Source organism: Marinobacterium aestuarii (assembly GCF_001651805.1).
Classification (GTDB): Bacteria; Pseudomonadota; Gammaproteobacteria; order Pseudomonadales; family Balneatricaceae; genus Marinobacterium_A; species Marinobacterium_A aestuarii.
In genome coordinates, this window is sequence record NZ_CP015839.1 from 2,895,938 (window position 1) to 2,909,207 (window position 13,270).

General features: G+C 59.3%; 7 protein-coding genes. 2 read left to right on the forward strand and 5 right to left on the reverse strand.

The features are described from left to right. Positions 1-760 precede the first annotated feature (760 nt). From A8C75_RS12695 to A8C75_RS12715, 5 genes are all read right to left on the reverse strand, one after another. The gene (locus tag A8C75_RS12695) at positions 761-1,846 is read right to left on the reverse strand and encodes an endonuclease/exonuclease/phosphatase family protein (RefSeq protein WP_067382860.1); all 1,086 of its coding nucleotides are present in this window, start codon (positions 1,844-1,846) and stop codon (positions 761-763) included. A 52-nt stretch (positions 1,847-1,898) separates the two neighbouring features. Next, positions 1,899-2,918 (reverse strand): alpha/beta fold hydrolase, encoded by a 1,020-nt coding sequence (locus A8C75_RS12700; protein WP_067382862.1) that lies wholly within the window; start codon positions 2,916-2,918, stop codon positions 1,899-1,901. A 218-nt stretch (positions 2,919-3,136) separates the two neighbouring features. Continuing rightward, the gene (locus tag A8C75_RS12705) at positions 3,137-4,177 is read right to left on the reverse strand and encodes an IS5 family transposase (RefSeq protein WP_067382865.1); all 1,041 of its coding nucleotides are present in this window, start codon (positions 4,175-4,177) and stop codon (positions 3,137-3,139) included. 324 nt (positions 4,178-4,501) lie between these two features. Next, on the reverse strand, positions 4,502-5,161 hold the full coding sequence (locus A8C75_RS12710; protein ID WP_067382868.1) for a TetR/AcrR family transcriptional regulator: 660 nt from the start codon (positions 5,159-5,161) through the stop codon (positions 4,502-4,504). Between the two features lie 142 nt (positions 5,162-5,303). Continuing rightward, complete coding sequence (locus tag A8C75_RS12715) at positions 5,304-8,453, reverse strand: efflux RND transporter permease subunit (protein WP_067382871.1); 3,150 nt, start codon at positions 8,451-8,453, stop codon at positions 5,304-5,306. A gap of 383 nt (positions 8,454-8,836) precedes the next feature. Between A8C75_RS12715 and A8C75_RS12720 the strand changes: the two genes are divergently transcribed. Further along, on the forward strand, positions 8,837-9,964 hold the full coding sequence (locus A8C75_RS12720) for an aminotransferase class V-fold PLP-dependent enzyme (RefSeq protein WP_067382874.1): 1,128 nt from the start codon (positions 8,837-8,839) through the stop codon (positions 9,962-9,964). 479 nt (positions 9,965-10,443) lie between these two features. Then, entirely contained in the window at positions 10,444-13,041 is a 2,598-nt protein-coding gene (gene acnB, locus A8C75_RS12725; RefSeq protein ID WP_067387276.1) for a bifunctional aconitate hydratase 2/2-methylisocitrate dehydratase, read from the forward strand. Positions 13,042-13,270: the final 229 nt, after the last annotated feature.

The window sequence follows — 13,270 nt, forward strand, 5'->3', positions numbered from 1 at the left end:
CCGACAGAGGAGCTAGTGTACTGCTTCGCTCTTAGAGGCGCTTTTAGCGAGTCGCCAGGAGGCTGGCCGCACGGCGCATTTTCGAAGGTATAGTGGGCCTATGTCGAGGAAATGCAACACTGCGGACGGCCTTCTGGCGGATCGCCCACAGGGAGCGCGCCAATTCGCGCCCTGCTGCGTTACCGCTCTTGGCAAGAGCCCCACTATTACCGGCGAACGGCGCCTTGCCGGACACGCATTGGCGGGCTCTATAAGCACCCATTAGGGCGAAGCAGTGCACTAGCGCCTCTAAAGGTCAGTACTGAACAACCGAGACAAAGATGGTGACTAACAGGGAAATCAAAAATACGCCCCAGCCCTGATCTGCAATGATATTCATGATCTGTGTATCCTTCGCCCTGCCCAATCGGCTTGTTTATATCGACGTCCGTGGCCTGGAGCGCGCCGCGTCAACCCTGACTGAACCGCAGATACCTCCATGGAGCTACCCTGGCGCTGACTTTCATTAAAGCGTGGCTCAGGAAAGCAGGCACCGCCAGCGACCGGCAAGGTATATTTTGTAGCGCCGGGCGCCGATCATCTCAGGCCGAAACGCCGGCTGCAAAATAGTCATCCCAACGCCGGTTCAGCAGCCGTGGTCGTTTTTACGGTACGGGATAAATCGAAATCGCCTGCCTGCTGTAATGTGCTGATTGCCGCTCACTGAAAATCCCTGTCACATCCGTTTAGCCATGGTTGCCAGAGTAGCAGGCCCCGCCAGTCAAAGCCCGGCCCCGGGCACATCCTTCAGGCTCACATCATGCTGCTGCAGCTTTTCATCCGCCCAGGCGGCATCGCCCGGCGCTGCATCAAGGCCATTCTGGCCCGGCACGGCGCCGCCCTGGTACTGCAACCGGCTGAAGAGCGCAAAGTGATCGGAGCCAAAGTCCGGCAGGCGTCGCAGGTCCAGTACCCGAAAGTCCGCGCTATGAAACAGGTGATCCAGCGGCCAGCGCATGAACCAGTAGCCGGCATGAAAGGTGTTGTACAGACCGCGGCCGACACGGGGATCCAGCAGACCGCTGATCTTGCGAAACAGCCGGGTGGTTTCGGACCAGGCCACGTCATTCAGATCACCGGTGACAATAACCGGAAGCTCGGCGCCGGCGACGCTTCTGGCCACCACAATCAACTCGGCATCGCGCTGGGAGGAATGTTCGTTCTCCGTTGGGCTCGGCGGTGCCGGATGCAGAAAATGGGCCCGTACCTGCTGACCGCTGCGCAGCTCCACCAGGGTATGCATTGAGGGTACGCCGGATTCCACCAGGTACTCGATATGGCTGCTGGATAACGGCAGCCGGGAGTACAGGTGCATGCCATAGAGGTTATCCAGCGGACATTTAAGGCTATGGGGGTAGTCGACATCCAGGCAGTCAAGCTGTGACTGCCACCAGTCATCGGATTCCAGCGTCACCAGAATATCGGGCTCATAACGGCGCACCAGCGCCAGCAACGTGGCTGCATTGCGATTGGGGGTCAGCACATTGGCGGTCATGATGGCGATGCTGCTGGCAGCATCCACCCTCTCAGCGCAACGGACCTCAACCGGATAAAGCCGCGTAAAAGGCAGTATCCACCATGCCTGAACGCCCAGGCAGCCCAGGGTCAGGCCCAGCAGCAGCCAGCTCGCCGGCACACTCAAGTCCAGCACCGCGGCCTGCAGCAGCGCAAGACTGGCGGCCATGACACAGAACTGCATGCGCGGAAAATCAAATCCCCGCACCCACCAGTGGGTGGCGCGGGACAACGGCAGCAGCGTTGCCACCAGCAAAAGCGCCGTCAGCGCGGCAAGGCTGTAAAACACCATCAGGCCAAAAATCCTGTCTGTCTCATGGGACTATCCAGCGCCATTGTGACCCTCAATCGGCGCCCAGTGTAGCCTTGGGCGCTGCGATTAGGGTAGCTGCGTTGTCCGCAGCCTTGCTATCGGCCAGACGCGGACGCTCGCGTTGGCGCCTGGAGAAGTCTTCGATCAGGGCAACCACCCGGGCGCCATGGGCATGATGCAGCGCATGTCCCGTGGCGGCAAATGTCACCTGTTCCGTATTGGGTGCCTGGCGGGCCAGCCTGGCGCTGTGATTCCAGGCCGGCACAATGGCGTCGTCCTCACCGGTGAGCAGCAGCAACGGCCGCCTGATGTCGCCATAGTGCCGGCTCTGCCTGGCAAGAAACTGACTCAGGCCACGGGCATCCTCTGCGTTGGCCAGAAATACCCCTGGGCGCAGCGACAGCCCTACCCCGGTACTCTGGCTGTAATGCGCTGGAACAGGATTGGGCGCAAATACACTGGCCACGGCAGACTCCAGCGTTTGGGATCCCAGCGGATAGACCAGGGTACGGGCGAAGAGCTCTCCGAGCAGCGGAACCCCCGCCAGATCGTTGTACCAGGCGACACCCCCGGCCCAGGGATGGGTCGCACCCGCGAGCAGCACAGCACCCGCCGCATCCGCTGGAAACGCCAGCAGATAGGCCAGCACCAAGGACCCGCTCCAGGAATGGCCGACCAGAATCGGATCCTTTATCTCCAGCTGCTGCAGCAGGCCGTGAACCAGCGCGGCCTGGCGCCCAGGGTCCGGCCAGGCACCGTCAGGGCGCTCACTGTAGCCGTGCCCCGGGCGATCAATTGCAATCACCCGGTGATTTTCACTCAGGGGGTCGAAAATACTGGCGCTGAAATCACGCAGGTTACTGCTGGCGCCATGAATCAGCACCAGCACCGGGCCCGCTCCAGAGCCGGCGTCACGGTAGTGCAGACGCAGGCCATCGACCTCCAGAAAGGATCCCTGGGGTGGAAACTGCGCCTGGGTACGGCTTTTACCCCAGAGCGTCACCAAGGCCAGCAGAACAAAGACGCAGACAATGGCAAGCAATCCGATCATCACTGAATTCCGGCGGTAGGAAATGGGGGAAACCTCAAGCTGCTACACATCTGGGCACCTCGATTAACCGATGATTTTCGGTAAATTGAGTAACGACCCTACGGTGACGACAAAAGCAGGGTCAATTTCTCGACGAGGTGAAAGTTTAGTTACTCAGTTTGATGCCTACTCTTAGGTCGAATCAGGCCTACTGGGCGCGATTCGACCTACGGTGGCCATCAGAAGGCTTCGATTCCGGCTCTGCGTAAATACACCAACCGCTTCAGGTTGTAGCAGGTCGCCATCAGCGTCATCTTAACGTTCGCCCGGGCCTGGCCGATGGTTCGAATCAGCATACCTCCCATCTGGTCGATTGCCCCGAACACATGTTCTACCCGGGCGCGGATCTTGGCGATGCGATGGTTGCGTCGTTTCTGGCAGTCGGACAGTGGGCGGTTACGCGCCCCTTTGCGTTGAATTTCAGGGCGATTGCCACGCTGCCTAAGATCCGCTTCCCGCGCCTGGCTGGCATAGCCACGATCGGCGTAGACATTCTGGCTGGTGTTATAGGGGTCAAGTACCTGCTCGAAGTGGCGGCTGTCATGCACCGAGGCGGTGCTGGTCTCAATAGCGCGGATCACCTTATAGCGCTTGTCGACATTGATCGACAGCTTGTAACCGAAGTGACTCTTGCCATGCTTCTTGGTCCAGGTGGCATCCACATCCTTCTGGCGGCGCTGGGCCGGCTTCCAGTCGGCGGGCGTAGCCTGTTGCTCAATGATGCCTTTTTCATGACTGCGAATACGCTGTTTGGGCGCAGGGACCAGGGTCGCATCGATAATTTGACCGCCGCGCGCAATATAGCCCCGGCGCATCAGTTGATCCGCTACACCGTCAAACAGGGCTCTGGCGCCGGCTTCACCGATCCGGTTCTCAAATGTCCAGATCGTGGTGCGATCCGGAATGTTGCTGACCTGCGTGAGTCCGCAAAAGCGCTGGTAACTCATGCGGTCCAGCAGTTGGTATTCCATCTGCTCGTCGGACAGGTTGTATAGCCGTTTGAGTACCAGAATTCGCACCATCGTCTCCGTCGGGAAGGGAGGCCTGCCACCCTGCGAGCTGACCGGACGCGGCGCAACTTGATCAACGGCCGCCGCCAGGGCAGAAAAGTCGATGTGCAGATTGATCTCCGCCAGCGGATCGCCCAGGCGGTCGATCTTCTCCCGGTGCTGATCGGCGGCAAACAAATCGGTCTTGAGGGCGCTGCGTGGCTTCTTCATCGGTATCAGTCCATGGCTGTATCAGACGCTGTGAATTTTACCCAAGGGTACCGCTGGTCGGCGAGGTTTTCCGAGGTGCCCATCTGTGTTGATTACGCAGCAACAGCCGCTGCGGATCAACCGGTCAGAGTAAAGGGGCAAGGGGCAAGGGGCAAGGGGCAAGGGGCAAGGGGCAAGGGGCAAGGGGCAAGGGGCAAGATAACGGTATAAAATTGATATTCGCTGTCAAGGCATGCAACCCGCCCGGGAAGCACAGATAAAACCCATCAGCGCACAATTAAAAAAGGGCCTCAGAATGAGACCCTTGATAGGCGGGGTGCCAGATCAGGCGACTTCGGCACGTACAGGAGCGGCCGACTTTCGGTACTCCTGCTTGAGGTCGATAAGGCGATAGATACCATCGCGCAAATCCGCCTTCACCCTGTCGAGATCATTGTAGATGCGGCCATAGATCAGCAGCCCCTGCACGTACTGGTACATCAGGCGAGCCAGCTGCGATACATCCGGGTCGCCATTGAGCAAACCGGCGTCCTTGAGGCCCTGAATCAGGCGGATGTCGTAGGCAATCTTGTGCTCCGTCATCTCCTGCGCCACCAGGCGGACCTTGTCTTCATCGCAACCGCACTGGCCACCGGAGGTAAAGACAGGGCACCCCACGACTTTCTGGTTCGAGGCCGCACTACAGTCGCCCTCCTTCACCTGAGCATGGCCAAGAATCATGTCAATCAGGGTTTCGAGCCGTTCAAGCGGCGTCAGGCCGGAGGTGAAAAGCGCCTCGAGTTCCAGCTTGGTATTCTCCCAGGCGTGCAGCACAGCCGCATAGTACAGATCAGCCTTGGTCTCAAAGTAATGGTAGAAACTACCCTTGGTGACCCCTGCCTGCTTGCAGATTTCGTTCACACCCACACTGGTGTAATTACTTTGCCAGATAAGGCTCATCGCGGTACAAAGCAGCTTTTCGCGGGTATCTGTTTGCTTGCGCATAACAATACGTGCCTCCCGACTCCTTATTATGAGCCTGCACTATAACAAACCAATCGGTATGTCCACAAGCCATGAAGGGTTTTAAGACCGACAGCGCAAGCCGCTGCCGGCCGGCGAAGTCAGGCGTCCTGCCAGCAACCGGCTAAATGCTGACATCAACCTTGCGGCGTAGCCGCAGGTTACGCAGCAACACGTAGAACACCGGCGTGAGAATCAGGCCAAACAGGGTGACCCCCAGCATGCCGGCAAAGACCGCGATCCCCATGGCGTTGCGCATCTCGGCCCCCGCACCGGTGGAGACCGCCATCGGCAGCACGCCCATGATAAAGGCGAAGGACGTCATCAGGATCGGCCGCAGGCGCAACCGGCTGGCCTCGATGGCCGCCTCGACAACGCTGCGCCCCTGATGCTCCAGCTCGCGGGCAAACTCGACAATCAGTATCGCGTTCTTGGTGGCCAGCCCCATCAGCACGAACAGACTGATCTGGGTAAAGATGTTGTTATCGCCATCACTGAGCCATACGCCCACCAGCGCCGACAGCATGCTCATGGGGATGATCAGCACGATGGACAGCGGCAGCAGCAGGCTTTCGTACTGCGCCGCCAGCACCAGAAACACCAGCAGTATGACCAGCGGAATCACCAGGGCCGTAGTGTCCCCCGCCAGGATCTGCTGGTAGGTCAGTTCCGTCCACTCGAACTGCATTCCTGCCGGCAGGGTGTCTTCCAGAATGCGGGTAATGGCTTCCTGGGCCTGACCGGATGAATACCCTGGCGCCGCACTGCCGTTCAAGTCCGCCGCCCGAAAGGCGTTGTGGCGCTGGGCCGCTTCCGGACCGAAGGTTTCGCTGATGCGAATCACCGCACCCAGGGGCACCATCTCGCCCTCGTTGTTGCGCACCTTGAGGCGCAGTATGTCATCGGGCGAATCCCGGAACGCCTTGTCAGCTTGAGCTATAACCTGATAAGTACGCCCGAACTGATTGAAATCGTTCACATAGATAGACCCAAGATAGGTCTGCATGCTGTCGAAGACTTCACTGATGTTCAGGCCAAGCTGTTTGGCGCGGGTGCGATCCAGATCCACATACAGCTGCGGCACATTGATCTTGTAGCTCGAAAAGACACCGGCCAGCTCCGGCGCTGAGCGCGCCTTGGCCTGCACCTCATCCAGCACCTTTTGCAGCGCCTCGTAGCCCTGGTCGGTACGGTCTTCAATCTGCAGCTTGAAGCCACCAATGGTTCCGAGCCCCGGCACCGGCGGCGGCGGGAAGATGGCGATAAAGCCCTCTTCAATACCGTTGTACTGTTGCTGCAGCTGCTGACTGATGGCAAACGCCGACAGCGCAGGATCGGTGCGCTGGTCAAAATCATCCAGGGTGACGAAGACAATACCGGCGCTCGGGCTGTTGGTGAAACCGTTAATCGACAGGCCCGGGAAGGCCACAGCACCGGCAACGCCCGGTGTCTTGAGGGCGATATCGCTCATCTCGCGAATCACCTTCTCGGTGCGATCCAGGGTGGCGCCGTCCGGCAACTGGGTAAAGCTCACCAGATACTGTTTGTCCTGGGTCGGCACAAAGCCTGCAGGCACCGCCTGGAACAGGCCATAGGTGGCACCCAGCAGCAGAACATAGGCGAACATGCCCAGCCCCTTGCGTCGCACGACCCCGCCGACGCCCCTGGCGTAGCCATCGGAAGAACGGCGGAAGAAACGGTTGAACAGGCGGAAAAAGCCCCCGAACAGGCGGTTCATCAGTCGCGTCAGCCAGTCATTGTCCTGGGCGGCAGGCTTGAGCAGCAGCCGCGCCAGCGCAGGGCTGAGCGTCAGGGAATTGAGCGCCGAAATCACCGTTGAAATCGCAATGGTCAGGGCGAACTGGCGGTAGAACTGGCCGGTCAGACCGCTGATCATGGCAATGGGCACGAACACCGCGAGCAGCACCAGCGTCGTCGCTACTATAGGGCCTGTCACCTCACTCATGGCCTTGATGGTGGCATCCCGCGGCGCCAGGCCGTCGGATATATTGCGCTCCACGTTCTCGACCACAATGATGGCATCGTCCACCACTATGCCGATGGCCAGAATAAGCCCGAACAGTGTCAGCACATTGATGGAAAAGCCGAACAGGTGCATCAGCGCAAAGGTACCGACGATCGACACAGGTACCGCCAGCAACGGAATCACCGATGCTCGCCAGGACTGCAGAAACACCACCACCACCAGCACCACCAGCGCCACGGCTTCAAGCAGGGTCTTGATAACCGCATTGATCGAGCCCTGCACAAAGACCGTGGGGTCGTACACCACGTCGAAATCCACGCCATCGGGGAAGTTTTTCTTCAGCTCGGTCATGGTGGCGCGCACATCGCGGGAGATGTTCAGCGCATTGGCACCGGGGGCGGCAAAAATAGGAACCGCCACCGCATCCTTGTTGTTCAGCAAGGAGCGCAGCGCATACTCCGACGCCCCGAGTTCAACGCGGGCAACATCACGCAGCCGTGTCACCTGCCCCTGTGCGCTGGTACGAATGATAATGTCGTTAAAGGCTTCAGGGCTTTCGAGCCGGCCTTTGGCATTCACCGGCAACTGCAGCTGAGCGACATCAGCATAGGGTGCGCCACCGATCATGCCGGCGGCCACCTGCACATTTTGCTCACGCACAGCGTTGATCACATCCGCCGCCGTCAGATTGCGCTCGGCGATTTTTTCGGGATTCAGCCACAGGCGCATGGCGTAGTCACCGGAACCAAACAACCGTACCTGCCCCACCCCTTTAATGCGCGCCAGCTCATCCTTGACGTTCAGCACCGCGTAGTTGCGCAGGTACAGCATGTCGTAGCGGTCATTCGGCGAGGTCAGATGCACCACCATGGTGAGGTCCGGGTTGCTCTTGATCGTTGTCACGCCGAGCTGGCGTGTGACCTCGGGCAGGCGTGGCAGCGCCTGGGAGACACGGTTCTGCACCAGTTGCTGGGCCAGATCCGGATCAGTGCCAATCTCAAAGGTCACTGTCAGGGTCATGCGCCCGTCGGTGGTGGACTGGGAGTACAGATACAGCATGTTTTCCACACCATTGATCTGCTCCTCCAGCGGCGTTGCCACGGTTTCGGCAATCACCTTGGGGTTGGCACCTGGGAAACTGGCACTCACCACGATAGACGGCGGCGTAACCTCCGGGTATTCCGAGACCGGCAGCTGAAACACGGCCAACAGGCCCGCAAGAAAAATCAGCACCGACAGTACGCCGGCAAACACCGGTCGGTCGATAAAGAATTTCGACAAATTCATGGTAAGCCCTATCAAGGTTTGGTCAGTTGCACAGCTCTGCGGGTCTGGCGCTCAGCGCAACTGGCATTGCAACGGTACTGCGAGTGCGGTAAATCCGACTCTGCGCATACCGATCGGTATGCGTATGAATCTAAACATACCGGTTGGTATACTGTCAACCGGGCGCCGCCGGTGCGCAGCGTTACAGGGGCTAAACAATTGTGGCCAGTCGTCCCCGCATCCTGCGCAAACTGGTACTAAACTCGGCACGGGGCTATCTGCTAGGCTGCAGGGATCAGCGCCCTTTTGTACCGAAGCGTGCTTGCGGGTTTGATCTGCGCCAGCCGAGATCTCGCTCAGCACAACCGAGTCTGTGATGCCGTTACTTTTTAAGGAGGAAAACCATGCCAGGTCTTTTACCCGATGTTGATCCAGAAGGCTTGCTCGAGTACTCGGTGGTCTACACCGACCGTTCACTGAACCATATGTCCCGCGCCTTCCAGGGCGTGATGAAAGACATATCAGGCACGTTAAAAGAGGTGTACAACGCCCATTCGGCCATCATCGTGCCGGGCAGTGGCACCTTTGGCATGGAAGCAGTGGCACGACAGTTCGCCACTGGCCAGAAATGCCTGGTGGTGCGCAATGGCTGGTTCAGCTATCGCTGGACCCAGATCTTCGAGATGGGTGACATCCCCTCGGAGTCACTGGTATTCAAGGCCCGGCCCACCGGCACGGCGCCGCAGTCAGCCTTCGCACCGGCGCCCATCGACGAGGTCGTGGCCGCCATCCACGACCAGAAGCCGGCACTGGTGTTTGCGCCCCATGTCGAGACCTCCTCCGGCATGCTGCTGCCCGATGACTATATCCGCGCCCTGGCCGATGCCGTACACGAGGTTGGCGGCCTGCTGGTGATCGACTGCATCGCCTCCGGCACCCTCTGGCTCGACATGCAGGCAACCGGTGTGGACGTGCTGGTCAGTGCCCCCCAGAAAGGCTGGAGCGGCTCCCCCTGCTGTGCCATGGTCATGCTCAGCGCCAAAGCCCGTGAGCATATCGACACCACCAGCAGCACCAGCTTTGCCTGCGATCTGCGCAAATGGCTGCAAATCATGGAAGCCTACGAAGGCGGCGCCCATGCCTATCACGCCACCATGCCGACAGACGCCCTGACCCGCCTGCGGGATGTGATGCAGGAAACCCGCGACTACGGCTTTGCCGATGTGCGCGAGGAACAGATCGAGCTGGGTTTGCGGGTACGCGCCCTGCTGGAACGCAAGGGCTTTGCCAGTGTCGCAGCTCCGGGCTTTCAGGCACCCGGCGTTGTCGTCAGCTATACCCGGGACAATGGCATTCAGACCGGCAGCAAATTCCTCGCAGAGGGTCTGCAAATCGCCGCCGGCGTACCGCTGATGTGTGATGAGCCAGAAGGCTTTCAGACCTTCCGCCTCGGCCTCTTTGGGTTGGACAAACTGCACAACCCGGAAGGTACCGTGGCCAGCCTGGAACAGGCACTGAACAAGGTGCTGTAACGGCCTTTGGTGCACCCCGGAGCTGCCCACTCACATAAATGTGGGCACTCCGGAACACAATCAGCGCCATTAAACCCAGTTTCACCCCCAGCCACCCTCCCGTCACAAGCGCCAAACCGGCCCCGCAAGCCGCCATATAGACTCGATCGGTGCCCTGATAGCTCAGCACAGTCAGCGCTAAGTCATTGATATGATCTCAGGCGGGACCCACTATAGGCAGGCTAAATGTTTAACATAAATTGTTAATAGTCTATTATAAATAACTGATTTATAAGAAAAACAGTCCGTTTTAAGCACGCTTATGCGGCCTTGGTCGCAGGCCCCGGATTGTCGACACATCTTAACTTGAGATGCGCATTGCGTTAAAATAGCGCCCGCCAATGAACAATCGAAAGCGAGTCGACACACCGCCAAGGCCGCATTACCAGATGTACTAATTAATGGTCTTGGCAGAAGCGACAACTGATGAGGGCTATATCGTGCTTGAAGCATATCGCAAACATGTAGAAGAACGCGCCCAGGAAGGCATTCCGCCGAAGCCCCTGGATCCGGAACAGACCGCAGCCCTGATTGAACTGCTTAAAGCACCGCCTGCCGGTGAAGAAGAAACACTGCTGGCATTGCTCAGCGACCGTGTTCCCGCCGGTGTTGACCAGGCCGCTTATGTAAAAGCCGGCTTCCTGGCCGCCATCACCACCGGAGAAGCCTCTTCTCCGCTGATCGACGCCGTTAAGGCGACCGAACTGCTCGGCACCATGCTCGGTGGCTACAACATCCAGCCGCTGATCGCCTGCCTGGACAACGAAGCCCTGGGCGCAACCGCCGCCAAGGCACTGTCCCACACCCTGCTGATGTTTGATGCATTCCACGATGTGCAGGAAAAAGCCGAAGCTGGCAACGTCTTTGCCAAGCAGGTACTGCAGTCCTGGGCTGACGGCGAATGGTTCACCAGCAAGCCTGAAGTTGCAGAAAAAATCACCGTTGCCGTTTTCAAGGTAACCGGCGAAACCAACACCGATGACCTGTCTCCGGCACCGGATGCCTGGTCGCGCCCGGACATCCCGCTGCATGCCAATGCCATGCTGAAGATGGCCCGCGAAGGCATCGAACCTGTCAAGCAGGGCGAAACCGGCCCGCTGCCCCAGATCGACGCTGTCAAGGCCAAGGGCTTCCCTGTCGCCTATGTGGGCGATGTGGTCGGTACCGGCTCTTCACGCAAGTCCGCCACCAACTCCGTACTCTGGTTCTTCGGTGACGACATTCCCCACGTGCCGAACAAGCGCGCCGGCGGCTACTGCTTCGGCAACAAGATCGCTCCGATCTTCTACAACACCATGGAAGATGCCGGCGCCCTGCCGATCGAAATGCCGGTCGACAAGCTGAACATGGGCGATGTCATCGACGTTTATCCCTATGAAGGCGTCGCCAAGAATCACGAGACCGGTGAAGAACTGTGCCGTTTCGGCCTCAAGACCCAGGTCCTGCTGGACGAAGTCCGTGCCGGCGGACGTATTCCGCTGATCATCGGTCGCGGTCTGACTGACCGTGCCCGCCAGGCACTGGGTTTGGCGCCGGCCAACCTGTTCCGCACACCGGAACAGCCTGCTGACAGCGACAAGGGTTACACCCTGGCGCAGAAGATGGTCGGCAAGGCCTGCAACCTCGACGGCGTGCGCCCTGGCATGTACTGCGAACCGAAGATGACCACCGTCGGCTCCCAGGACACCACTGGCCCCATGACGCGTGACGAGCTGAAAGACCTGGCATGCCTGGGCTTCTCCGCCGATCTGACCATGCAGTCGTTCTGTCACACCTCGGCCTACCCGAAACCGGTTGACGTCAACACCCACCACACCCTGCCGGACTTCATCATGAACCGCGGCGGCGTGTCCCTGCGCCCGGGCGACGGTGTTATCCACTCCTGGCTGAACCGCATGCTGCTGCCGGATACCGTCGGCACCGGTGGTGACTCCCACACCCGTTTCCCGATGGGCATTTCCTTCCCGGCGGGCTCCGGCCTGGTGGCCTTTGCTGCTGCCACCGGCGTTATGCCGCTGGACATGCCGGAATCGATTCTGGTGCGTTTCAAAGGCGAAATGCAGCCGGGCATCACCCTGCGCGATCTGGTTCACGCCATCCCTTACTACGGCATCAAGCAGGGTCTGCTGACCGTTGCCAAGGCTGGCAAGATCAACGCCTTCTCCGGTCGTGTACTGGAAATCGAAGGTCTGGAAGATCTGACCGTCGAGCAGGCCTTCGAGCTGTCCGACGCCTCTGCAGAACGCTCTGCTGCCGGCTGCACCATCACCCTGTCTGATGCGTCTGTTGCCCAGTACCTGCAGTCCAACGTTGTCATGCTCAAGTGGATGATCTCCGAAGGCTACGGTGACGTGCGCACCATCTCCCGCCGCATCAAGGCGATGGAAGAATGGCTCGCCAACCCAAGTCAGATGCGTGCCGATGCCGACGCTGAATACGCGGAAATCATCGAAATCGACCTGGCCGAGATCAAGGAGCCCATCCTCTGTGCGCCTAACGATCCGGACGATGCCCGCCTGCTGTCTGAAGTGGCCGGCCAGAAGATCGACGAAGTCTTCGTTGGCTCCTGCATGACCAACATTGGTCACTTCCGCGCCGCCGGCAAGCTGCTGGAAAGCGCCGGTCAGTCCCTGCCGACCCGCATGTGGATTGCACCGCCGACCAAGATGGATGCTGCCCAGCTGACCGAAGAAGGTTACTACAACATCTTCGGCCGCGCGGGCGCCCGCATCGAGACTCCGGGCTGCTCCCTGTGCATGGGTAACCAGGCACGTGTGGCAGACGCCTCCACAGTGGTATCTACCTCGACGCGTAACTTCCCCAACCGCCTGGGCAACGGCGCCAATGTCTACCTGGCATCGGCAGAGCTGGCGTCCATCGCCGCGGTTATGGGCAAGCTGCCAAGCGTTGATGAGTACATGGAGTACGCGCAGCGTATCAACAGCATGTCCGGCGATATCTACCGCTACCTGAACTTCCATGAGATGGACAAGTACGTTAAGTCCGCCTCCACAGTGATCCCGACCGTAGAAGCCTGATCAGCATAGCCAGCGACTAACCTGATAGGGTTATAGCTGATAAAAACCCTGCCTCGGCAGGGTTTTTTTATGGCCAGAATCTTGGCGACAACATTGCCAACCAGCGCCACTGTCAAATTCTGCTGCCAATTCAATAACCGATTTGAGCTGCACGCCCTATTGCCCAAGCTTGGCCGCCAATACTCTGCCGGCGGCTAAAAATGACTGAGTTTTATGGGTCATCAGGTAC